Below are 23,996 nucleotides of genomic sequence, written 5' to 3'. Positions count from 1 at the left end.
TCACGCTCGATATTCCAGTAATTTTCGGGTTTCTAGTCCTAAACGCTGATACTCCAGCCGGTAGTAATTCGATCGGGAAAGCGCGTCGTAGAGGGCGGATAAATTAAAAATAACCTGTCCCGATTGGTCGGCCTGTACCCGATAGGCGATCGATTCTTTTCCGTTATCGAGTAAAAAGACGATTTCTTCTAAAACCCAAAGTCCTCCTATGGTAATCACTTTCGCCCAGAACCGCTCCGAAGAATTACAGATACAGGGAATCGGTTCTCCCGTATTTAACTCGACGGTAGGGGAAGCGATCGAGGGAGTTTCTAGAATTCGGTAATTCTGACGGATCTCGAACTGATACGTCCACCGCCGGTAATCGATCTCGAAGTATACCTGATAGCGGGAGCGGAGCGCCGGCGGAGCCGGATCGGGTTCGGTAATCCATTCCTGTAAGGGAATTTGATACCATTCCGAACTTTTAGATCTCGGATAGGTTTGTCGGGCAACGGTGGTTCGCTTGTTTAAATTATCTAAAACCATCTGGATAGTCAGATCTCGATCGCTAGGGGGATACCAGAAAGTTGGCGGATCGAGATAGGTATCGATCCCTTTGAGATTCATCAGTCGCGTTCCTACCAACGCGGGATGAGGTTCGCTATCTCGATCCCAAAGAATTTTTCGCGGGGGGCGATCGTCCGGAAAGGCGAGATCGATCGACGCGGCGCGATCGAGAATTCTAATTTGTTGACCTCGCCAACCTCGAATACTACAGGGAATGTAAGGATCGATCGTTTCAATCTCCCCGCTAAATTTCGTGGTAATCTCTTTCGGACAGAAATAGATAATTTCTTCCATTCCAATAATTTGGGCATTCGGTAAGTACACGGGAATATGAGTTCCCCGCATCGCGTCGAAAATTAAGCAAGGTAGGGAACGATCGATCCCTCGTGTTTTCCAGTCATAGATAATCTGTCGATCGCTATTGAGAAGTTCTAAAGAATAAATCGGCTCGGTTTTATTGACCTCGATAACTAATTCGGGAATTTCTAATTTTCCTTGTTGAGGGATTTGCCCATCCCAAGGTTCTATAGAGCAGGATGCCTCTCTGAATTTTTCCCAGTCAGGTTTCCAGATTTTTTGTTCTGGTAAAATAAGCTGAGTTTGTCCGGTGTCCACTACATCAAGAAATAAAAATAAAGATTTACGTTTATGACTAATGATTTGATTGCGAGAACCTTTACGGGGTTTTAAAATTTCAATTAATTGATTCCAATCTCGCAGGAAAAAACTTTTGGGAAATTCGTAGCCTTCTAACAGTTGTATCGTCGCGTTCGGGGACTGTAAAATGTGAATGGGCATATTGTTACTTTCTAACGCGTCCGCCACTCTAGAGATCCCCTGAACTAAGATTCCGGCGATCGGCTCCGCGCCCGTTTCTCCGGACAGACTAATATTTAGAAAATGGCCTAAAGTTCTTCTGTGCGAGTGGTTTTCCCTCCAGTATTGTAATAATAGCGCCGCAATATCGATCGGATCGCTGTGGGCTATCTCCCACCAACTATAGTCCTCGGTTATTTCTTGAAGGAGTTCGGACAAATGAGGCAAATTTTTGACGGGAATGCCGTTCTGTATCCAAAGATTTGATATATATTTATAACCATTTTTAGTTTGAATTAATTTTAAATCATCGATCCCTTGCTTGGTAACTTCACGAAAAGCGTTCGCCACGCTCTCTTTATGGCTAATTCCCAGTTTCCTAGATAGATCCACCCAGAAACCTTTATCGATATTATCTTCGTTATTTTTGTCACTATTGTCTTTAGAATAGAAGTAAGCGTATTCTGAAAATAGAAAGGTAAAAAGTTTGATCCAGTTACGTTTTTTGCAAGTTAGTCTACCATTATTGTAAGAACTAAATCTTTTGTCTAGAATGTCATAGTTGATTGAAGCGAAACCTCGAAGCGGTTTTTCAAAAAGAGCGAATAGTTTATCGCTCTCTTCCTGTTGGATAGGAATACTCCCTAAAAATCTCTGTTTCTCTGGATGAGAGCGATGATGCCAAAAAGGATAGATTTGGTTCTCCCATAAATTATTGATTACAAGAGCGTCAATTGTTCTCGGCCTTTCGGGAACTCGAATAATAACCGTCCCGTTTTTTTTTAGCCTTTCGATTTCTTCAATTAACCCATCTCTCTCTTCCTTTAATTTTTGTATCTCTCGGTTTAATACCTCGATATTCTCTTGTAAATTGGATTCCTGCCGTTGTAACCCGCCGGTTTGTATTTCTAGCGATCGCTCCTGTTCCAATAAAGTCTCGATCGCTTCGTTTAATCCCTGTAACTCGTCCCGCGAAGTAGCGATCGCCGTTTCTAAATCCCGTCGCTCCCGCTGTAATCGATCGTTATTCTCGATCGACGCGCTTTCTTGGCCTCGTAATTCGCTAATTCGCTCGTTTAGCTCTCGCGCTCTCGTTTCTAGATTCCCGATCTCTTCGATACACCTCTCGCGCCGAGATTGTAATTCGGTTAACTCGCCCGATAGTTTTTGTTTCCAGGCGGTTAACTCGCCGATTTCCGAATCGCCCGCTTCTTTTTCCAGCCTAAGTTGTTCTAACTCGTCATTTAATCGCGAGATGTCGCCATCACGTACCTCTTTTTCTGTCTCGCGTTCGGCGAGCCGCTTTTCTAAACTCGCGCTCTCTTCTTCGAGAGTGTTTTTACTTTTCTTGAGTTCGATTAACCGAGCCTCTAACCCGGTGATCTCGTCTCGTAACGATCGCTTTTTTCCCTTTTCCAATACCGCGATGCCGACAAGTGCCGCGGGAACCGCGATCGCCCCACTGACGGCCGAGCGCTTGACATCGCGACTCGCCAGCAGACTCGATCCGAAACAGATACCGAATGTTATCGTTCCCAGTGCCAGCCATTTTTCGATCATCGATTACCGCATCCGTATGTTTTTAATACCTCTCGATTAAAGTCCCCGAGCTAACATTAAAACTTTACTGAGTTCTACAGTAATTATATACTCTGTCGAGCGATCATCGAGGATCGAAAGATACGGGCGTTCGTACATTGACCTCTCGAAACCACTCGTTCGCTATTTTTAACGAACCCTACAATAAATCCGAGGCCCACAACCGAGCGCCCTTGCGTAGGGAAGCCTAAGAAGATCTCCTCGCGGAGCCCCGGACTTTACCGGGTCGGACTACGGCGATAGCGCTCGCGAAGCCTTCAGCCTCCCGAAAGCGGCGATCCCCTCGGAGCTTAGTTCCCCTCGAAAACTGTCCAACTACTGGGGGCCACCTCACCTTTCCCGATCGATCGGGATACCTATATATAACGTATAGATATATAACGTATAGATATATAACGTATAGAGTTATATAACGTATAGAGTGCGAACCGGGAGGGACGATCCCGAACGCGACAATTTTTTACCGGGAGAACCGGGGGATAACCGGCCCGAGAGCGGGAAAGACCGCTCCGGAGGGGCGGGAGCGAAGTGCTGGCTCCGCCAGATCGGGGTCGGGGGTAACCGTGATCGACGAAACGATTACCCGAAAGGGATTGTAGAATTCGGACAAAATCGTGAGTCTATATACTTAGAAAATCTTGAAATCTTGTCTAGAATAATCGACTTACTAGATTTAACCTTAGTTTACAAACGGTCTCTAAAGGGACGAACATCAAGAGCGATGGCAGGAATTCCTTCTGTAGCGGGTTCATCGGGAATAAGCCCACAACGCTTTCCCTATCTTGCTACTTTGTCGGCTCTCCAAATCTAAAAATGGATAAAGTCGAGTGAATGTTTACCGCTTAATAAAGCTTAATAATTAAAGAATCATTAAAAAAACAGGAGTTTGCTTGACAAAAAAAATTTTTATCGATAACCTCTATATCAAGAGGTGGATGACATATTGTCTTCTAAAAGATCACCTAAATAGCTTTATTGTTCCCCAACAACCTAGCCAATACGATAACTGTAGCCTTAGTGCGAATTATTACCTACGGTTACCGTAGGTATTCGATCGCGAGCGTTCGGTTTCTCTCGGACGGGCAACTAAATCTCTTTTGTAATCTTTGGAAAAGATTTTTAGGCATCGATCGCCGAGAAGCGGTTTGAAAAGTTATGTCGAACTTTTTAGACTACAAGTTTTGGACTACAAGAGTTTTATCCGATCGGTCTCCAAACGCCAAAACCGATATGAGAAGGGCTTTACAACCGATTTTTTCAACAGTTTCTAATTTTCTCTTAAAATCCTAAACTTAGGTTGTCTAAATTGGGTTTGCCTGACAAACTAAGTATAGAACTCACGCATAGAACTCACACATAGGAACTACTCGGATGATTATCGTAATGAAACTTGGAACACCAGCCGAAGAAATTCAGCGCGTGACCCAGCATTTAAACACCCTTAACGTTTTACCAGAAACTATTATTGGCAGTCACAAAGTGGTCATCGGGCTAGTCGGAGACACCGCCGAACTCGACTCCCGACACATAGAAAGCCTGAGTCCTTTCATCGAACAGGTGACCCGCATCGAACAACCGTTCAAACGAGCCAGCCGCACCTTCCGGCACTACGAACCTAGTGAAATTATTGTTCCAACGGAGAATGGTTTAGTTTCCTTTGGCGAAAATTGCCCCCTAGTTCATATTGCCGGTCCTTGTTCCGTCGAAAGTGAGGAGGCGATTGTCGAGACAGCCCACCAACTGAAAGCTGCCGGGGTACAATTCCTGCGCGGTGGGGCTTATAAGCCCCGTACCTCTCCCTATGCTTTTCAAGGATATGGGGAATACGGCTTGGAGTTACTGGCAACTGCCCGTCAAGAGACTGGTTTAGGCATCGTCACGGAAATTATGGATACTGCCGACTTGGAAAAAGTAGCTGAAGTAGCGGACATAATTCAAGTAGGCGCTCGCAATATGCAGAACTTTGCCTTGCTCAAGAAAGTCGGAGCCCAATCTAAACCGATCCTACTCAAGCGAGGACTGTCTGCCACTATCGAGGAATGGTTGATGGCGGCGGAATACATCCTGGCGGCCGGCAATTCCCAGGTCATCCTCTGCGAGCGGGGCATTCGCGCTTTCGATAGCAAGTATACCCGCAACGTACTAGATTTAGCATCGATTCCCGTCCTGCGACAACTAACTCACTTGCCCATCACCATCGATCCTAGTCACGCTACGGGCAAGGCTGAATATGTCCCCCCAATGGCTCTCGCCGCCATCGCCGCTGGTGCGGACGCTTTGATGGTTGAGGTGCATCCCGATCCAGCTAAGGCGCTTTCTGACGGGCCTCAATCTCTTACACCCCGGGAATACCAACAACTAATGCAGGAAATGACGGCTGTTGCCAAGGTATTCGGTCGCTACCAGGAGGATTCTGCCGGGGTAGGAACTCCCTGCTTAGTGTAGGGCTGAGAAGTTTTAAAAAATTAGCAATCTTAGTGATAGTGGGCATTGTCTACCCTAGATTTAATCGACTTTATTGGAAGCTATGAGGACAATTCAAATGCAAGCTCAAACTACGGGAGTAACTCCCATTCCTCTTTTTAGCCAGGATTTCCAGTTTCCTCGCAAGCGTTATGTTGAACCGACTTTACTCAGTACCTTCCAGAAGATTTTGCTCACTAACAATGGCACGATTACCGATCTGGTTGAAATTTATGCGGGAGAACCGATTAAGGTCAAAAAATTGACAGAAGAAGTGACGCAATTAAACTGGGAAATTTTATCGATGCAATTAGAATTAGGTTCTTCAATAATCGATCGTAAAATTTTATTGCAAGGAGGAATTAGTGGTCGCAATTATATTTACGCTGAGTCTATAATTGCCCTAGAACGGCTAGATAAACGGATGCGCCATGAACTTTTGAAAACTAAGAAACCCATCGGCAAAATCTGGCTCGAAAATAAAGTAGAGATTTTCAAAGAGAATTTTGAAACCGGTAAAGAGCCTGCTCGAGAATTAGCGAATTATTTCGATATCGATCCCGAAGATAATTTGCTCTTTCGTACCTATGGGGTACTCTCGAACCGGAAGTATACCATGATGATTACTGAGAAATTTCCAGAGAGCTATTTTAACCGAGCTTTCTGAACTTTCTTAGAATCAAACCTAGATTGAGTATTTCTGAAATTATCAAAGTATGAGGTGTCTAGATGTTAGCCGAATTATTTCAGCAAACGGCAAAAAAATTCCCTCACCAGATAGCACTTGTCTGCGATCGATTGAGGATGAGCTATCAACAACTTAACTCGACAGTTGAGGGATTAAGTCAGGGTTTAATTTCCCTGAAAATCGGACAAGGTGATTGTGTTACTTTGCTTTTACCTAACTGCCCCGAATTTGTCTTTAGTTTCCATGCTATCGCTCGCTTGAAGGCGATCGCTCTTCCCTTAAATCACCTCTTTAAAGGTGAGGAATTAAGCTACTGTTTAAATGAGAGTTATACTCGAGCAATTATTACGGATCGGAAACGGCTGGATATTTGTCGTCAAGCGATCGCTAAACTCGATCGGAAGATCGAATTAATCGTTATTGATGGAGTTGAACCTGAAACTCACTATTTTCAGGATTTAATTCTCACCGATCTAACTAGTATAGAAAGGGAAGAAAACTATCCGTTTTCTGGAGACTTACTCTATCAATATTCTTCGGGATCTACCGGACTTCCCAAGCGGGTTTGCCGCACCCAAAGCCACCTCTATCATGAAGTAAAAAACTTTACAGAAACTACCCAGATTAGCCCGGCAGATAAGATTTTATGTACCGTGCCTCTCTACCACGCTCACGGTTTAGGTAATTGCCTACTAGCCGCCACTTGTACGGGAGCGACTCTAGTTATTCTCGAACAAGTTTTGCAAAAGGATGGCACGCCCATCGAGGTTCCTTTTGTCTTTCGCCGCCCTCGTATTTTGGAACTGATGCAAAAGGAGAAAATCACTATTTTTCCTGCCGTTCCTTACATTTTTAATACCCTAGCAGAAGCTCCTGAAGATCGGTCAATTGACCTGTCTAATTTGAGACTATCTTTTTCGGCAGGTAATTTTTTGCCTCAAGAAATCGCTCAAAAATTCTGGCAACGATTTAGGATTCCCGTTCGCCAACTTTATGGCTGTACTGAAGCGGGATCGATGGCAATTAATTTAGAGAGTGACTACGAAATCACTCAAGCTTCTGTTGGTTTTGCCCTGAACAATGTTGAAATTAAAATTGTCAATGAAGAGGGACGAGAATTATCCACGGGAATGGTTGGGGAAATCGTTATTAAAAGTCCTTCCCTCACTTCAGGTTACTCTAATCTGCCGGAACTCAATCAACAAGCGTTTAAAAATGGTTATTTTTGGACTGGCGATCTCGGCAAAAAAGATGAAGCGGGGCGGCTTTATTTAACCGGGCGCAAGAAACTATTAATTGATACGGGAGGTCGTAAAGTCGATCCTTTAGAAGTTGAAGAAATTCTCGGCAATCATCCCAAAATTCAAGAAGCTGTTGTCGTCGGAGTTAAGGGAGATTATGCTGGAGAACTCGTTAAAGCTGTTCTCGTTAAAAAACACCAAGAAACTTGTGCCGAGGCAGAAATTTTTTCCTTTTGTAAAGAGCGATTGGCGGAATTTAAAATACCCAAAATTATCGAATTTCGACCTGAAATTCCTAAGAGTCCTTTAGGGAAAATTCTCAGAAAGGAATTGGTGTAAGCTTTTCTCATCCAAAATTACCAATCTCAAAAGAGAGATAAGGAGAATCATGATTACTACTGTAGATATTCAAGCCCAAACTCGCCAATTAATTCTCGAAGTTCTTCCCGATGTTACCCAAGAAGACTTGGAGAATGGCTTAGATATTTTTAGCTTGGGTCTAGATTCTATTAATGCAATGACCTTAGTTTCTCGACTGCAAGATACCTTCAATATTGAGTTAGATCCCAGTGAAATCAGCTTCGAGAACTTTCAAAACGTCACCGCGATTGTGGCGATGGTTGAGGAAAAGAAAAAAATTGTTCAATTTTGAATTGTGAATTTTGAATGATTAAAATGGTCAATCAACTAGAAACACCGCCCCAAAAAGTCGATCCGGTTGCCGGGGAATCTCTCGGTCAAACAGGAGCGGCTCAAAAAGAACTCTGGAAAGCCCTGCAAACTATCATGACTTGGCAGAAGCAGGCTCCTCCCTTAATCCCCGTTTCCCGTCAGAATGCCTTACCCCTTTCCTATCCTCAAGAAAGGCTCTGGTTTCTGCAACAATTACAACCGAGTAAAGCGGCGGCTTACAACATTCCTCTCGGATTTCGCCTGATCGGAAAACTCGATCGCCCCGCCTTGGAGCGGAGCCTCACGGAAATCCTGCGGCGGCACGAGGCACTGAGGACAGCTTTTGCCCTGGTGGAAGGAAAACCGGTGCAAGTCATCCATCCTCCCCTGCCCTTCAACTTAGTTAGCCTCGATTGGCGAGCTTTGCCCCACACCCCAACCCCTCTAAAGGGCGGGGAAGATGCAGAGGGGTGGCGGGAAACCGAGGCGATCGAGCTAATGAGGCAGGAAATCCAGCAACCCTTCGACTTGACCGAGGTACCCCCGTGGCGCGGGCTACTCATCCAACTTGAGGAGGAGAAACACCTGTTACTGTTAACCGTACATCACATCGCCATTGATGCTTGGTCGAAGGGAGTCCTCTTTCAAGAATTGGCGGCTCTTTACGAAGCCTTCTGTCAAAGAAATCCTTCTCCTCTTGCCGAACTTCCTGTACAGTATGCCGATTTTGCTGTCTGGCAGCGCCAGTTGTTGCAAGGGGAATTCCAGCAGGTACTTCTCAACTACTGGCAGGGGCAACTCGACAAAAACCTCGAGCCGCTCAAGTTGCCCGAGCAAGTGACAACTGCCCCGACTAGAGGGCGCGCCGCCTCGCGAAAGCTGGTTTTGCCAGGGGAATTGGTGCGAGCTATCAAGTCTTTCAGCCGCCGGGAAGGGGCTACTCTTTTCCCTACCCTGCTGGCAGCCTTTAAGGTACTGTTGCACGGCTATTGCCAACAAGATGACATTTTTGTCTGTAGCCCCATTGCTAATCGCAACCGTCAGGAAATTAAAGGTTTAATCGGTTACTTTGTCAACCTGCTCATCCTGCGAACTTCCATCGACGGGACGGCCAGTTTTCGGGAGTTGTTGGCTCAAGTGCGCCGGGGGGCTTCTGGGGCTTTTGCCCATCAAGATTTACCGATTCAACAGTTGCTCAATTCCCGTCAATTGTTGGCAACTCCCTTGTCTCAAGTAATGTTTGCCCTCCAGAATACAGCCATTCACACTTTGCAATTGTCGGGGCTGACGGTAACGAGGTTGGAGCTTGATAGCGAGACGGTAGATTTTGACCTCTATCTCTATTTAATTGAAGAAGGGGAATCTCTGGCGGCGGTACTGAAATATGACGGGGATTTATTTTCGGAAGAGACTATCGCTCGAATGCTAGAACAATATCAGCTAATTCTAGAAAATGTAGTTGCCAATCCCGAACAATCCGTATCATCTTTGTTACCCTTAAGTGAAGCTGAAAAAGAGCGATTGCGTTCACGGCAACCGTCAAGAGAGCCTGTTATTAAAAATACTCCCTCAAGTAGCTCCATTGCCCCCCGCAACGCGATCGAACTTAAACTCGCCCAACTTTGGTGTCAGATTTTAGGCATCGAATCCGTTGGTATTCGGGATAACTTTTTCGAGTTGGGCGGGCAATCTTTACTGGCGATGAGCCTATTTGTCCAAATCGAACAGGCTTTCGGCAAAACTTTGCCTCTCTCTACCCTGCTGGAAGCTCCCACCATCGAGCGACTAGCCCGGACAATTAGCTCGGAAACTGTCCCGAGTTGGTCATCTTTAGTCCCTTTGCAAACCAGTGGTAGTCAACCGCCCTTCTTCTGCATCCACGGACAACAGGGCAATGTGCTTAACTTGCGGGAATTGGCTCGGCATTTCACTGGCGATCGCCCTTTCTACGGGTTACAAGCGCGAGGTTTAGATGGGAAGCAAGCCCCCCGCTCCGTTATTGAAGAAATGGCGACACACTACCTCTCGGAAATTCGCACGATTCAAGCCCGAGGCCCCTATTTTTTGGGGGGGAATTCTATGGGCGGTACGATCGCCTTTGCGATGGCACAGCAACTGCGGCAACAAGGAGAAGAAGTGGCGGTATTGGTACTGTTTGACAGTTTCCATAAAACCGCCTTCCCGCGCCTGAGTTTCCGGCAACAACATTATCTGACTTATCTATCGCGCTTGGGATTTTCTCCGGCTTTGTTGGCCGAGTTGCAGGAATTGGGGCGGCGCGAGCTACAAGAGATACTCTGTCACTTTTACTCGCGTCTGGGGCGCACTCTCCCCCATCATCTCTGCCGTGCTTTGGTCATGGAGGCGAATAGGCGGGCGAAATGGGCTTATAATCCCCAGGTTTACCCCGATCGCGTCGTACTCTTACGGGCAAAAGAACCGGCCAATTTTACTAAACCCTATTTGCCTACCGCTGAAGATTGGTATATCCGCGATTCTCGGCACGGTTGGGGAGATTTAGCCGTCGGCGGCTTGGAAATTTATGACGTGCCGGGGAATCATTATTCTATTTTTGACTCCCCCAACGTTTCCACTCTCGCCGCTACCTTAAAGGCTTGTCTAAGCCAATAAATCATAGGCAAGAGGCAAGAGACAAAAAGAATTTCCAGATCCCTGTACATCCAAGGCTCGAAATTCTACCTTCAAGACTCAAAATTCTACAAAACTCAAAAATCTACAGGAGATTAATTCCCATGAATGACAAAATTTATGACGTGGCAATTTGCGGTAGTGGCTTAGCCGGATTGACTCTAGCGCGACAATTAAAATTGAAAATGCCGGAGCTATCAATTGTGCTTTTAGATAGACTCGCTCGCCCCTTGCCTCAAGCTGGTTTTAAAGTCGGGGAATCAACTGTTGAAGTAGGTGCTTATTACCTAGCTAATGTCCTTCAACTGACCGATTACTTTGAAAATAATCACTTTCATAAACTCGGATTCCGCTATTTTCTCGGCGACACAACCGGGGATTTTCACAAGCGACCAGAAATTGGCATTTTTGAATTTCATCCGCCTTATTCCTATCAAATAGACAGGGGTGTAGTTGAAAGCGATCTGCGCCAATTTAATCTTGATGCGGGCATCGAACTATTAGAAAATTGTCAAATTAAAGATATCGAATTGGCATCAGATTCGGTAACACCCCATCAAGTTGTTTACAGCCAACGAGAGGAGAAAGAAACTCGAATTCTTAACGCTCGTTGGGTGATTGACTCGACAGGCCGTCGCCGTTTATTGCAAAAGAAATTGGGTTTAGCTAAACCTTTTGAATCTGAATTCAGTGCTGTCTGGTTCCGTGTGGAAGGGCGCTTCGATGTCAATGATTTCGTGCCCGAGACCGAACGGGAATGGCATCAGCGAGATCCTGAAAAAATTCGCTATTTCTCGACGAATCACTTGTGTGGAGAAGGATATTGGGTTTGGATTATTCCTCTCTCTAGCGGCTACACAAGTTTGGGAATAGTCACTCATGAAAATGTCCATCCTTTTGGCACGTATCATACCTATGAAAAAGCATTTCAATGGTTAGAAAAACACGAGCCAGCAGTAGCGCATCAGCTCAAAAACAAACCGCCAATAGATTTTGAGAAAATCCCTCAATATACTTACTCTTCCAAGCAGGTATTTTCCCTAAATCGTTGGGCTTGTGTGGGAGTCGCCGGGGTATTTGCCGATCCATTTTATTCTCCTGGAACTGATTTAATTGGCTTTGGCAATTCTCTCATTACTCAGATGATCGAACTCGATCGCCAAGGTCAGCTAACTCAAAAAACAGTAGATGAAGCCAATCGTTTTCTGATCTCCTACAACGAGAGTGTCACCTCCCACATTCATGGTACTTATCTATGTTTTGGCAACGAGACGGTAATGACAATGAAGTTCCTCTGGGATGTTTTAACTGCTTGGGCTTTTAGTGCGCCCTTAATGTTTAATATGTTATTTCTTGAGCCAAGCAAACGAGTTAAAGTTCGCAAGGGAACGGGAGAATTTTTCCTATTATCTCATCGAATGAATCAATTTTTCCGGGATTGGTTGGCAAAATCACAGCGGCGGGGTTCTTTTGAGTTCATTGATTACCTGAAAATACCTTTTGTCAGCGAATTGCGAACTCGCAATTTAAAATCCAATAAAACCGAGCAAGAGCTAATTGATGACCACCTAGCCAGCATCCAACTTTTTGAAGAACTGGTACAAGTGATGTTTTTATTAGCCTTGGAAGACACCATGCCCGAAAAATTAGCCCAGTTTTCAGATAATGTTTGGTTAAACGCTTGGGCGATTAGTTTAGATCCCGAACGATGGGAAATTGATCGGCTTTTCCGTCCGACAACCAAGCCTCGTGATTTGCGTCCCATGATGGCACAAATGCGCCAGATCATTCAATTTAATCCAACGGACAGTTCAGTAACTAAAGAACTGGTTACGGTTTAGTGCTAGGAGAGGATTGAGAACGTGAATACCGAAACAGCCTTAAAAACATCAGTCTGTATTTTAGGTTCAGGTCCTGCCGGAATTGTCTTAGGTAATATCCTCCTAAAAAATGGCATCGACTGCATCATCATTGATAAATACAACCGCGAGGAAATCTATGCCAGAGGGCGAGCGGGTGCGATAGAAAGCACGACTGTTCAACTGCTCGAAAAGCACGACTTGGCGGCTACTCTCCTGAAAAATGGCTACACTCAGGGTTCGTGCGAATTTCGCTATCCCAGTGGCAGTATTACCTTTGACTACGGGGCTTTAAGTGGGGGAGACTTGCACTATGTTTATCCCCAAAGCGATTTCAATGACGACTTAATCCAACAATACCAAGCTGCCGGGGGCAAAATCTTCTACCACTGGGAAGGCAAAAAAATCGTCCAAAGCGAAGCTGGCGTTACCCTGGAATGTTACGACTCGGATGGCAAAAAGACAGTCACCATTGAAGCCGATTTTCTGGCCGGCTGCGATGGCTATCACGGGCTTGCCCGCCAATCCATTCCTCCCCAAGCGGTCACTACCTACAGCAAACAATACAACTATTGCTGGCTGGCTATTCTAGTTGCCGCCGCGCCTTCCGCCCCCGGTGCCATCTACGGCGTACACCCCGACGGTTTCGCGGCACATCTACGCCGCAATAACGAGATCACCCGTTACTACTTACAAATTCCCCCGGCTGACAAACTGGAAGATTGGACTGACGATCGCATCTGGGCAAACTTACAGAAAAGATTGGCTCAAGAGGGATGGAATCTCAATCAGGGGGAAATCTTGCAGAAGCGGATGATGGAGTTACGCAACTATGTCATGGAGCCGATGCAATACGGGCGATTATTACTGGCGGGCGATGCCGCCCACATTATTACCCCGATGGGAGGCAAGGGGTTAAATTTAGCGGTACAGGATGGGGCAGTGTTAGCAGAAACCCTGATCGGTTACTATCTAGAAAACCACGCTCTTTCCTATCTCGATCGCTATTCCCAAATCCGCCTCCCTTACATCTGGAGGGCGCAGGAATTTTCCTACAACCTGTTAAACATGGTTCACCTGCCCGAAGGAAGTAACACCGAAGACGTGCGCTTCCTACAAAAATTAGGCGAGGCGAAATTAGCCCAATTGAAAACTTCGCCAACCTTCGCCCAAAACTTTGCCAGAAACTATGTCGGCATTGTCTGAGCGTCGGTAAGTGAGCCTAGACTTAACTCTGGCTTTCGCTTCCATTCTTGATCAATTTAGGAGGTTTTCATGATACCACTAAAATTCGCGATTCCTGGAGATTTATCACCCATGAACAAGACTTTAGGGTTGATGGCAAGTTCCCTGGTACTAGTTCTCGGAACTGCCGGACAAGCTCAAGCCGTACAACGCTTTGCGGGAACGCCCCAAAACATCGGTAATGGCAGCCTCTACGTCTGGGGCGATTTAACCGACGATCTCGGTCAACCACTAGCGATCGGGGTCACTTTTACCGCCTCCGCCCTAGACAATTTGCCAACGGATAACGATCCCGCTCCTCCTGGCGTTTGGAAAGGCCAACTCATTGATGGCAGTGACAACCATAGCTTTGAGTGGGAGTTACCGTTTCCGCAAGAGGTTCTTTCCTTAACTCCTTTCAATCACATGGGTTTTAACTGGAATCCTCACGGGCATTTTCCCTTCCAAGTTTATGACACCCCCCACTTTGACGTTCACTTCTACATGATCTCGCCGGAAACACGCCATGCCATTACTGGTACCGAACCGGATAGTACGGCCGCACCCCCGCCAGGATTCCTGCCACCAACGTTTTTCGGTCCGCCTGGAGCTTCCGAACCCCGGATGGGACAACATTGGGTAAATCTAACCGCACCGGAACTACAGCCGCCCCCTAACAATCAACCCTTTACCCAGACGTGGATTTATGGAGTCAACCACAGGAATGTTATCTTTTGGGAACCAATGGTGACGAAAGCATTTTTTACTCCTGGGTTAAATAGTACTTATTCCATCTCGCTGCCAGACTATTATGGGACGCAAGGATATTACCCGACGACCTACGGTATGTTCCATGATCCAGCAGCCAACACCTATTCTGTGACCTTGAGCAATTTTGTCTTCCGCCAGGCAACAGTTGTCCCAGAACCCAACTCAGCTTTCAGCTTGCTTCTGTTAGCTGCTATGGGAGTGGGAGTACGCTTGCTCTCCAAGTGCCTTAAAACTGAACTCTTCTAGGCATCAGATATCTATGGCATTTTTCACTTTGCTATGGGTAGGTACTTTGCCATCATCCTATTGACCAAAACATCCACCAACAACCAAGCATGGAGGTTTTTATGTCCTAAACAGCGATTCAAAATCCACTAGACGTGCCAACAGCAATCCTGCGGTGCCGTGCCACTAAAACTTTTGGCGTTGCTGAACGGGGGTATGATACTCGAAAGGTGCGAGACGAAAAAACCCGACCGCTCAAGAGATCGGGTATATCGCGAAAAACGAAATTCATACCACATATAAGCAACGCCTAAGCAACGCCCTTCAAACGATTCTGCCGCCGCTCGCGATGGTGGAAGGAGATTCTACCGTCCTCCTTCGGGGAGGGACACACGTACCCTGGAGTCCGTCAATGACCTATATCGAGCGGGTGTACCTGCCGATGTTGGAACGGATGGGGATCGACGCGGGAGTCGAGTTACGGGCGTGGGGATGGTACCCTCGGGGCAACGGGGAAGCGGAACTAAGGGTTAGAGGGCGCTCGTCCCGGCCGCGGGGACTGCAACTACTCGAACGCGGCGCCTTCCGGGGGGTACGCGGTTTATCGATCGTCACGGAATTGCCGGAGAGTATCGCCCGACGGATGGCGGGCCGGGCGATGGATGTCCTGCGGGAATCGGGGATCGACGCGAAAGTTCGATCGGACAAAGCTTCTAGTATCGGGCCCGGCGCGGCGATTTTTCTCGGCGCGGAATACGGGGAAAGTGTCGCCGGTTTTAGCGCGTTGGGAAAATTGGGACTCCCCGCGGAACGGGTGGCGGAAATAGCTTGCGAGGATTTTCTCTCCTTCCACGCGACCGACGCGCCGATCGATCGCCATCTCGCCGATCAGATCCTGTTACCGCTCGCGTTAGCCTCCGGATCGAGTCGGTATCGGGTGGAAACGATCACCTCCCATCTCACCACGAACGCGCGGGTGATCGAAAGTTTCGAGATCGCGACCGTGGCGATCGAGCCGGGCGATCGGATCGTTACCGTCACCCCGGCTCGATAAGTCGGCCGTCGGGCAAGCGGGGGGAGTGAAAAATTCCCAACTTTTAAGCGGACTACGGGAAAATTCCCGCGCGCTGTAGCGGGGGCGCGGGAAAATTTCCGACCCGTCCCCCGTCCGTTGTACCGTCCGGCTTTTCCCGACCTCCCCCCGAATTCTACCCGCCCCGGGAGCGGGTCGGAAGCGGGACGCTCGCCGGCGCGCCCCGCTAGGGCGTTGCCCGCGCCTCCCGCTCGCGGGACGTGGGGCGTTTTCACCCCCTCCGCACGATTTTCACTTAGTCCGCTTGCCCGACCAACCGACACAACAAAACTTAACGAGAGGGGGGGGAAGGGGCGGGGGAGAATAGATCGTGAGAATGTCTTCTTGCACGACCTATTTATGCCATCACGGCTCGAAACCCGCGGGCCGGAAGACCTCCGCCTCGCCGCCCCGGTTCCCCTAACCCTTCACCCCGCGGGGGTCTATCTGGCGGGTCTGAGCGCCGGCTCCCGCCGCACGATCCGCTACTCCCTCGATCGGATCGCCTCCCTTCTGACCGACGGAAAGTGCGACGCGTTGACCCTCGATTGGTCGAAACTCCGCTACCGCCACACAGCGGCCGTCCGGGTCGCCCTGTTACGCGATCTCGCCCCGGTAACGGTCAATAAAATGCTCTCCGCCCTCCGCCGCGTTCTTTTGGAGGCTTTACGCTTGGAACTGATGTCCGCCGAAGATTACCGAAGAGCGATCGATCTCCCCTCGGTCAACGCCACGACCGAGCCGAGGGGACGTTCCCTCGACACGGGGGAGATTTCCGCTCTGTTGGCTACCTGCCGGGGGGCGACCCCCCTCGATGTGAGGGACGCGGCGATCGTCGCTCTCCTGCGGGGGACGGGATTGCGCCGCGCGGAGTTGGTCGGCCTCGATCGGGGTGACCTAAATCTCGCCGCGGGGGAAGTATTAATCCGTAAGGGAAAACGGGGTAAAAGCCGGCGGGTTTACCTATCGCCCGAGGTCGGCACTCTCGTGGAACGGTGGTTGGCACTACGGGGGAATCGCTCGGGCCCCCTGTTCTGTCGCGTCCGTCGCGGGGGACATCTGGAGATCGCGCGGATGAATCCGGACTCGATCTGGCGGATGCTGAACCGCCGGGCGGCGCTCGCGGGGTTGGAACCGTTCAGTCCCCACGATTTCCGGCGGACGTTCTGTTCCGATCTGCTCGACGCGGGGGTGGATATCGTCACGGTGGGGAAGCTCGCCGGCCACGCGTCCCCCGCCACGACCGCGCGGTACGATAGAAGGGGAGAGGAGATCGGGCGGGAAGCGGTACGGAAGCTGGCGCTCGACCGCTCGCCGGAGAGATTCGGGGGAGACGGGGAGGAAAGATGACTCGAACGCGGATCGCGCTCGACGCGGAAGGGAAACGGTTCGCGCGACCGGGGACGGGGAGGTACGCGTCCGCGGACGAGGTGGTCGCCGAGGCGCCGGAACTCCCGCGGGAAAGGGAGAGAGGGGAGGTAGCGATCGGGTCGGGGGAATCGGCGCGAGACCGGCTGGCCGCGAGGTTAGAAAGATTCCGGTCCGAACGGGACCGGGCTAGAGAGCGAGCGAACGACCCGATCCGACGGGAACTGACCCGACAATTAAGGGAGTTAGGCGAGCGAACGCGCGCCCTACCCGGTATCGGGGAGATAACGGAGGAGGAGATAGCGGCGGAGATCGAGGCCTACTGGAGAGGGCATTAATCGTCGCTCCGTTCTAAAATCAATCGATTTTTCTTTCGATCGACGATTAGCCTCCGTTCGTCCAACCATTTCAAACCGAGTAGAACCCCCGAGATCCCGTCGCCGACAACGACGGGCACGATCGATTCCTCGCCGTCGAAAACGACTCTTCCCTCGTAGATAAAAAATTCACCTTCTCCGGGAGCGGTCGCCATCTCCCTTCTTTCTAGAAGCGTCCATTCGAGTTCTTCCGCGTCCTGAACGTTCAGGGCGAGCCAATCGGTAAAGCCCGTATCCAGTAAAGAGCTCACCGTGATGATCTCCCCGGAGCCGGTAATTAAGTCGAGATCGAAATAGAGTTCACCGTCGTCACCGAAAAACCCCGCGCTCATATTCTCCCGCAGGCTCCCGTCTCGTTGAGGCGCATCGCGTAGAGCCGGGGGGTCGGGTATTTCTCTTTGGCCTTTCTCAGGGCGGTCATCTCGTCAGGGTCGAGGAAATACTCGCCGCTATCGGGTTCGATAATCATGTACCAATCCGGGTAGTTTTCCCTCAGTTCGGGGGCGACGCGCCAAAAGATCGCCCGACAGCGCTCGGCGAAAGCTTGATTTTCCCCGGCGCGTTTGTCGCTCTCGAACCGCGTGGGGCGGGGGCGATCGGGAAAAAGTGGCTCTCCGGGGGCGACTTTACGGGCGATTTTCGGATTCATAGTGAGACCTGTCGCTTTTAGATTTATTTTAGCCTGTAGGTTCTTGAATTTAGACACTTCCGACCCCGCACCAAGCGGCGTAAGCGATCGCCGTGGCATCGACGGCCGCGTTCACGGGGAGGTGTTTGAAATCGAACAAACTCTCCAAGATAGCGGCGATGTCGGCTCTCTCCGCTCTCGGGGAATCCAGGTGGCTTTTCCACTGTGCCGTATAGAGGTTAAGCGGTGAGAAACGGCAAGTCCGATAGATCGTTGCGTTGATCACCCCGATCGCCTGCAAGGTTTTCCTCCCGCTCGGAAATTCACTACTGATGAAGGGCGCTTCGATCGCGACGTGGCCGGGGCGGAACTCTTCCAATAGGGCGCTTAGATCCGCGTCGATCTCGGCCAATCGTTTCGAGAGGGGATCGGTGGGGGCTGTGACGATCGTTCCGTAATCCACTAAACGGGGTTCGGTGCGTTCGGTGTCACCTTCTAAGACAGCCCAACCCACTTGGCTAATACTCGGTTTGATGCCGAGCCAGACCGCGGGAGATAGAGAGGGGATGGTTTTCGTCGGGGGTTCGGGGGAGATCGATTCCCCGTTATCTAGTTTTCGGGCGAATTCGGCGATCTCTTCCCGGAAGACCTCGGGGACGCGGATCGCGAGGGTCGGTTGGTGCGACCACTTCGGGGCCTGGGGTCTGAGGTTGGTGAGGGGGGGACGGGGATTCGGCATGAATCTAGTGTACACTAGAAACCGAGTTCACCGAAGTAGCGGACGGACGGGGGTTCGGTAATCTTCTCGCGACCGGTTCGATCGGCTAAAAAGAGAGAAAAATCGAAAGACAATCATCTAGGTGGAAAGATGGCGAAAGTATTCTCGGGAAAAGTTGTCATTCCCGCCGACCGATTTGAAGAATACCTACAGGCACTAGAGGAAGCGGAGAGGGAGACCGCCCCTTTCCGGGAGCTTCTAGAGGGACTCAATCGAGAGTTCGAGAAGTTTTTAGCCGGGAAGTACGTTGCGAAAACGGTCAGGAAACACACCGGGATAGTCGGCCTTTTTATCGATTTCATCTGCGGGTATACCGATGTGAAAGAGATCTCGGAGATCACGAGAGGGATGGTCAATAGCCATTTCCGGAGCTGGTATAAGCGTAAGGTGTTAGATTCGGCGACCGATAACGATCTCAAAGTGGCGTTGAGGAAATTTTTCCAATTTCTCGCGTCCGAAAAGGAAATCACGAATCCGAAGGTTCTAGACGCGCTGAAATAGCTCTTATTGAAAATTTCCCTTCGAGGCGGGTCTGATCCCGAATTTCTGTAGTCCCTCGCCCGGATACGGGTGGGGGAAAAGGGAAAGGCGAATCCCGTCCCAATACGTCTCGGTTAAAGATTTTTCTAGGCTTCTCGCCTACGGAATCCCAAGGGTTTCAGGATTCTCGTGAATGGGGAAATCACGCTATCCGAGAAGTATTGAATTTCGTCCACCTTTTCCCTTTGCCCTTTAATCTTTCCCCATTACAAGCGAGTCTGTCTTGTTCGTTGAAATTCGGTACGGGGTTGGTGAGGGGGGGACGGGGATTGGGCGTGAATCTAGTGTACGCTAGATTTACGGCGTTTCGGGTCGGCTCTCTAACGAGCGTTCGATCGAGAGAATTCCCAAAAAGATCACCTCGCATCGACCGGGGTTTCGGACGCGCGATCGAAATTTTAGGGTTCGATCGAGAACGGGGTTCGATCGGCCCGCGACGGCGCCTCGCTCCCGAGAGAACGGGGACGAGTAGTGCGATCGTCGCTGTGGTAGGTCGCGTGTTCCGCGAGGAAACCCGACAACCTCCCGTAAAATTAACGAGATAAGTGTCGGGTTTCGCGCCTCGATCGCCGGACTCCCGACGCGTCGATCGGGTAAAACCGGTGCGATCGCTCCCGCGGGAAAGAGCTTGAAGCCGGTCTTCGAGTGCTTCGATCGGTGTGGTTGTAGAGTCTGGCGGGTGGTGCGATCGACGGATTCGGCGATCGGGTTGTCGCTGTCATGGTGGAGTGGTTGCGGGAGCGTAGCGCTGTTGCAAGCAGATCGGTAGAGAAATCCGTATAATATCCCTAGGAGCGTACTATACGGAAAATTTCCATATATCATCCCCATTGAGGGTGATATATAGAAAAATTCTTAAAAAATAGCCACGAAGGGATTCTATATAGAAAAAATCTGTGTAATACATAGTCATGCCACTTCAACCTTAACGAAAGCGATCCTATTTTACAGTTCTTCGCCTGTCTGTTAATAATTGGAGGAAATATTATTTTGCTACAGGATTACAAACGCATTTATCTTAATTTTCTTCGATCCTTGAGTCAAACTCAGATTGTTGCAATAGTGGCAGCAGAGTTACTTAACGACTTTCCAAATAATCTTCCCAAAGATTTGAAGAACCCAATATCCAAAAACTACCTTGCCTTATCTTCAAGCCTACTTAAAGCAGCAAAGCAAGCTGAGAATACTGAAGCAGTATCGAAAGAACTTGACGAATTGGAACCTTGGGATAATGATAATGTTTTAGAGACGAATGAGAAGGGGGTTGAGTTAGAGCCTAGTGAGAAGCAAAAAATTGAAATATTGACATCATCAAGGGCAGAAAAATTAGCTATATACGCAATAGATTTGGTTATTTCTGCTAATCTTGACAAATTGAAAGAGAATGAAGCTCTTGATATTTTTGGTTCATTTACACCACTTTCTATGTATCAAGCGGTCGCTATGCATTTTGCTCATTTAGATGCATTTCTTAGCGATACAATTCGAGTTATGTGTAAATCAGATCCTGAATTACTAAAAAAAAGAAATAAACAAGTTTTGTTGAACACTGTTCTAAAGTTTTCAGATTTGCAGGATGTGATAACCCACTTCAATGAAGAACTTGTTTATGAACTTTCTTGGCGTAAAACTATTAAGGAACGCTTCAAAAGTTTAAAAGATTATTTTAAACTAGAATTCAATATTCCAGAAGAGGAAGAAAGAATACTAGAAATTTTCGAGCGTAAAAGGCATATAATAATCCACAATGGAGGATTGATTGATAGCGGGTACGTTAAACATACTAAACATATTGATAGCCAAACAGAGAAAGTAGGTGAGCTATTAGCTATTTCCTTAAAAGATATTGAAGATCTTTATCGTGCTGTGAAAATGTCAGGTAGCTCCATCTTTACAGCAGTTGCTTGCCAGTATCTTGATGCTAATGAAAATCAACTTACTCAGGTTTGGAGGAGATCTAAGGATCAACAGAATCAACCTGAATAATGAAAACGGCCTAAAATATGCAGTATAATCGCCGCTCTTGTAGGTTGGGTTTCCTCTCGTCAACTCAACCACCTTGCGTAAAATTATCGTTTTAGCCTTCCACCGCAAGTAACCCCTCGAACCCCACCCGATCGCCGTTCGCACCAGCCCGATCGAACCGAAAAGGAATCTCTTCTCTCGATCGAGAAAAAGTAGCCCCCGCTTTCCGGATGGGGGTACGGAAAATCAAGGGTTCTCGGAAACCGCGAGAGGGAAAGGCTGAATCCGGCGATCGCCTTACCCGTCCGTCGCGTGTAATCGATCGGCGAGTCCGGCGATCTCGTCTTGCATCGCGAGGGATTCCAGCCAGCGAGCGGGGATCGCCGATTCCCCGTAGTACGCCCCGGCCACCTGCCCGCAGATCGCGGCCGTCGTGTCCGCGTCATCGCCGAGATTGGTAGCGGCGAGGATCGCGTCCTTATAGCTGTCCGTCGTCCAAAAACACCATAAAGCCGCTTCCAAACTCTCCACCACGTATCCCGTCCCGCGGATCTCGTCAACGGTTTTCGATCGATAGTCGCCTCTCGCGATCGATCGGAGTGCCGGCGATCGGACAATTTCCGCTCCACCCTTGAAAAAAATTTTGTCCTTATCGTCTCCCGATAACACCCTCGCGAGGATATCCCCCAACAGACGGCTGGCCTCGACGCATTCCGTCGCGCCGTGGGTGGTTCGAGAACTTTCGGCACAGAAGTGTAAAACGCGCTCGCGGTCGGGGAAATAAAACATCGGAACCGGCGCGAGCCGCATCAAACAGCCGTTTCCCGCCGAACGGGGATTCGTCGAACCGCTAAACGGGTTTCCGGAGAGCCGGTATCGTCCTAAGGCCGCCCGAACCGTGTTACCGATGTCGAAACAGCTTCCCGTACTGGCGAGATAACCGCGCTCGTACCAATCGAGGTAGCGGTTCATCTGATCGATCGGGTCGAACCCGCCGGTTTCCACCAGACTGGTCGCGAGACACAGGGCCATCGAGGTATCATCCGTCCATTGTCCCGGTTCGAGAGCGAAGAGGCCGCCCCCGCTCATGTCCGTCACGGGGGGAAAGGAACCGCGGGGACGGAACTCGACCGTCGTACCCACGGCATCCCCCGTCGCCAGTCCTAACAAGCATCCTCGAAATCTTTCTAATGAGTTCATAGACAACCGCGCGGAATTCAACCATTATCGTGTGTTAAGAAGACATCGGGTTTCCAAACCCGCCCGTACAGGGGGCGGGAGGGAGTACGCGCTTTCACTGAAAACCCGCCGATCGCCTTCTTCGACGATATTTTACAATACAGGAAAAAATACTAAAGCGGTGATATACATCAAATCTATTCTTTTGAAAAAAAGAATAAAATTTTGTTAAAAGATTGGCGAGAATACAATTATTAGATACAAAAAACTGGATTTTATTTTTCCAGAAGCCAAAGTGTTTACCGATATAAATTATCTCGGAAATTACTCAGTTTATTCGGAACTGCAAACCCAATATCTCTCGGTTAAGGGTTTTCTCGGGCTTCTTGCCCACGGAATTCCAAAGGTTTCAGTATCCTTATTACCTGAGAATCAGGATAGCGATCGAACGCTCATTAGAGAGTTTCTCCAGTATTCTTAAGGTATGTCAAGAAGATTCCCCTCGCTCTGTCCTAATAATAATTCTTTAAAGTTCTGATTTAAAGATCGATCGGGTTGATCGGAAATAACCGAAGACAGATGAATTTCTTGATCTCGAAAGCCCTCGATCAATCTGATAGCATTTCTATATTCTGGCGAATCTTCAGTACAGAAATCTGGATCTCGCTCACGAAAAGTAAGTAAGTATATTAGCGCTAGAAAAGCATTTCTTTTATATTCTCCTGTCTTTCTTTTATATTCTTCTGTTTGGGTGTTAACGGCGAGAGTGTGTAAATGGTTGATGATTAGAGTAAAATGTTCTCGGTAATTCATTTCTGACAAAGAAAAATCAAAATCTGAATACCATAATAGAATTCGACTGTATCCCCATAAATACTTATCGTAAGTGTAATAAGGCTGTTGTTGACCGTTTTTTCGAGATAAACTTTGAGAGAAATGATTAAAGTAAGCGATCTGTAATTGTTTATTGACAGAAACTCTGGCGAGAAAGTGTAAGTATTCATAGCCAAGGTTTCTTAATCCATTTTTAAGCACTAATGGTTGAAAGAATCTATCTAGATTGGAATAATTTAAAAATTTATATAATTTTCCCATTAAAATAACAGACGCTTCCATTTTATTATTAAAATCTTGATCTCTCCGATTACTAATTTGTAGATTTCTAAACAATATCTCTAACAATCGATTAAAATGAGGCTGATCGATCCGTTCCCGTATTTCTCGTAAAGTAGGGTCGTGGGGATCGAGATAAAGTAATAAATCACGATTCTCTGTTTTCAGAAGTGTTGAATCGCTTAACAAAACTTAATATCAGAGAATATAGTAAGTCTAT

General features: G+C 48.3%; 22 protein-coding genes. 14 read left to right on the top strand and 8 right to left on the bottom strand.

Annotation, left to right across the window (positions count from 1 at the left end):
* Entirely contained in the window at positions 1-2,925 is a 2,925-nt protein-coding gene (locus V0288_RS20090) for a coiled-coil domain-containing protein (protein ID WP_332866951.1), read from the bottom strand.
* Positions 2,926-4,335: 1,410 nt separating this feature from the next.
* Here V0288_RS20090 and aroF point away from each other — a divergent pair.
* From aroF to V0288_RS20035, 11 genes are all read left to right on the top strand, one after another.
* On the top strand, positions 4,336-5,409 hold the full coding sequence (gene aroF, locus V0288_RS20085; RefSeq protein WP_332866950.1) for a 3-deoxy-7-phosphoheptulonate synthase: 1,074 nt from the start codon (positions 4,336-4,338) through the stop codon (positions 5,407-5,409).
* A gap of 97 nt (positions 5,410-5,506) precedes the next feature.
* A complete protein-coding gene (locus V0288_RS20080; protein WP_332866949.1) occupies positions 5,507-6,094 on the top strand; it encodes a chorismate--pyruvate lyase family protein in 588 nt (195 codons plus the stop codon).
* A 62-nt stretch (positions 6,095-6,156) separates the two neighbouring features.
* Positions 6,157-7,695 (top strand): class I adenylate-forming enzyme family protein, encoded by a 1,539-nt coding sequence (locus tag V0288_RS20075; RefSeq protein WP_332866948.1) that lies wholly within the window; start codon positions 6,157-6,159, stop codon positions 7,693-7,695.
* A 49-nt stretch (positions 7,696-7,744) separates the two neighbouring features.
* Positions 7,745-8,008, top strand: coding sequence for an acyl carrier protein (locus V0288_RS20070; protein WP_332866947.1), 264 nt, complete (start codon positions 7,745-7,747; stop codon positions 8,006-8,008).
* A gap of 23 nt (positions 8,009-8,031) precedes the next feature.
* Complete coding sequence (locus tag V0288_RS20065; RefSeq protein ID WP_332866946.1) at positions 8,032-10,659, top strand: condensation domain-containing protein; 2,628 nt, start codon at positions 8,032-8,034, stop codon at positions 10,657-10,659.
* Between the two features lie 122 nt (positions 10,660-10,781).
* Complete coding sequence (locus tag V0288_RS20060) at positions 10,782-12,518, top strand: NAD(P)/FAD-dependent oxidoreductase (RefSeq protein WP_332866945.1); 1,737 nt, start codon at positions 10,782-10,784, stop codon at positions 12,516-12,518.
* Positions 12,519-12,539: 21 nt separating this feature from the next.
* Positions 12,540-13,742 carry a 4-hydroxybenzoate 3-monooxygenase gene (locus V0288_RS20055; RefSeq protein WP_332866944.1) on the top strand — a complete coding sequence of 401 codons (1,203 nt, stop codon included), beginning with the start codon at positions 12,540-12,542 and terminating at the stop codon, positions 13,740-13,742.
* Between the two features lie 111 nt (positions 13,743-13,853).
* Positions 13,854-14,777 (top strand): DUF5602 domain-containing protein, encoded by a 924-nt coding sequence (locus V0288_RS20050; RefSeq protein WP_332866943.1) that lies wholly within the window; start codon positions 13,854-13,856, stop codon positions 14,775-14,777.
* Between the two features lie 241 nt (positions 14,778-15,018).
* A complete protein-coding gene (locus V0288_RS20045; RefSeq protein WP_332866961.1) occupies positions 15,019-15,810 on the top strand; it encodes an RNA 3'-terminal phosphate cyclase in 792 nt (263 codons plus the stop codon).
* 378 nt (positions 15,811-16,188) lie between these two features.
* Positions 16,189-17,178: a tyrosine-type recombinase/integrase gene (locus tag V0288_RS20040; RefSeq protein ID WP_332866942.1), complete on the top strand. Its 990-nt coding sequence runs from the start codon at positions 16,189-16,191 to the stop codon at positions 17,176-17,178.
* Positions 17,175-17,534 carry a hypothetical protein gene (locus tag V0288_RS20035; RefSeq protein ID WP_332866941.1) on the top strand — a complete coding sequence of 120 codons (360 nt, stop codon included), beginning with the start codon at positions 17,175-17,177 and terminating at the stop codon, positions 17,532-17,534. Before V0288_RS20040 ends, V0288_RS20035 begins: the two co-directional genes overlap by 4 nt.
* Here V0288_RS20035 and V0288_RS20030 read toward each other — a convergent pair.
* From V0288_RS20030 to V0288_RS20020, 3 genes are read right to left on the bottom strand one after another with little or no spacing between them, the layout of a single operon-like run.
* Positions 17,531-17,905: an aspartyl protease gene (locus tag V0288_RS20030; RefSeq protein WP_332866940.1), complete on the bottom strand. Its 375-nt coding sequence runs from the start codon at positions 17,903-17,905 to the stop codon at positions 17,531-17,533. The two genes, V0288_RS20035 and V0288_RS20030, sit on opposite strands and share 4 nt — an antisense overlap.
* Positions 17,902-18,222, bottom strand: coding sequence for a hypothetical protein (locus tag V0288_RS20025; RefSeq protein ID WP_332866939.1), 321 nt, complete (start codon positions 18,220-18,222; stop codon positions 17,902-17,904). The genes V0288_RS20030 and V0288_RS20025 overlap by 4 nt, the downstream gene beginning before the upstream one ends.
* Before the next feature lie 49 nt (positions 18,223-18,271).
* Entirely contained in the window at positions 18,272-18,940 is a 669-nt protein-coding gene (locus V0288_RS20020; RefSeq protein ID WP_332866938.1) for a crossover junction endodeoxyribonuclease RuvC, read from the bottom strand.
* Positions 18,941-19,069: 129 nt separating this feature from the next.
* Here V0288_RS20020 and V0288_RS20015 point away from each other — a divergent pair, with 129 nt between their 5' ends.
* Complete coding sequence (locus V0288_RS20015; RefSeq protein ID WP_332866937.1) at positions 19,070-19,480, top strand: hypothetical protein; 411 nt, start codon at positions 19,070-19,072, stop codon at positions 19,478-19,480.
* A 200-nt stretch (positions 19,481-19,680) separates the two neighbouring features.
* On the top strand, positions 19,681-20,064 hold the full coding sequence (locus V0288_RS20010) for a hypothetical protein (protein WP_332866936.1): 384 nt from the start codon (positions 19,681-19,683) through the stop codon (positions 20,062-20,064).
* On the opposite strand, the gene V0288_RS20005 is transcribed toward V0288_RS20010, so the two are convergent.
* Positions 20,053-20,241, bottom strand: a complete 189-nt coding sequence (locus V0288_RS20005; RefSeq protein WP_332866935.1) for a hypothetical protein — start codon at positions 20,239-20,241, stop codon at positions 20,053-20,055. The genes V0288_RS20010 and V0288_RS20005 overlap by 12 nt on opposite strands.
* Positions 20,242-20,581: 340 nt before the next feature.
* Here V0288_RS20005 and V0288_RS20000 point away from each other — a divergent pair, with 340 nt between their 5' ends.
* Complete coding sequence (locus V0288_RS20000; RefSeq protein WP_332866934.1) at positions 20,582-21,505, top strand: hypothetical protein; 924 nt, start codon at positions 20,582-20,584, stop codon at positions 21,503-21,505.
* Between the two features lie 91 nt (positions 21,506-21,596).
* On the opposite strand, the gene V0288_RS19995 is transcribed toward V0288_RS20000, so the two are convergent.
* The 3 genes from V0288_RS19995 to V0288_RS19985 form a co-directional block, all read right to left on the bottom strand.
* Complete coding sequence (locus V0288_RS19995; RefSeq protein ID WP_332866933.1) at positions 21,597-21,734, bottom strand: hypothetical protein; 138 nt, start codon at positions 21,732-21,734, stop codon at positions 21,597-21,599.
* A gap of 47 nt (positions 21,735-21,781) precedes the next feature.
* Positions 21,782-22,684 carry an ADP-ribosylglycohydrolase family protein gene (locus V0288_RS19990; protein WP_332866932.1) on the bottom strand — a complete coding sequence of 301 codons (903 nt, stop codon included), beginning with the start codon at positions 22,682-22,684 and terminating at the stop codon, positions 21,782-21,784.
* A 456-nt stretch (positions 22,685-23,140) separates the two neighbouring features.
* Entirely contained in the window at positions 23,141-23,779 is a 639-nt protein-coding gene (locus V0288_RS19985; protein WP_332866931.1) for a hypothetical protein, read from the bottom strand.
* Positions 23,780-23,996: the final 217 nt, after the last annotated feature.

Source organism: Pannus brasiliensis CCIBt3594, from assembly GCF_036688125.1.
Lineage (GTDB): Bacteria > Cyanobacteriota > Cyanobacteriia > Cyanobacteriales > Microcystaceae > Pannus > Pannus brasiliensis.
The sequence above is the reverse complement of the archived record's forward strand: the minus strand, read 5'-3'. Positions and strand labels throughout refer to the sequence as shown.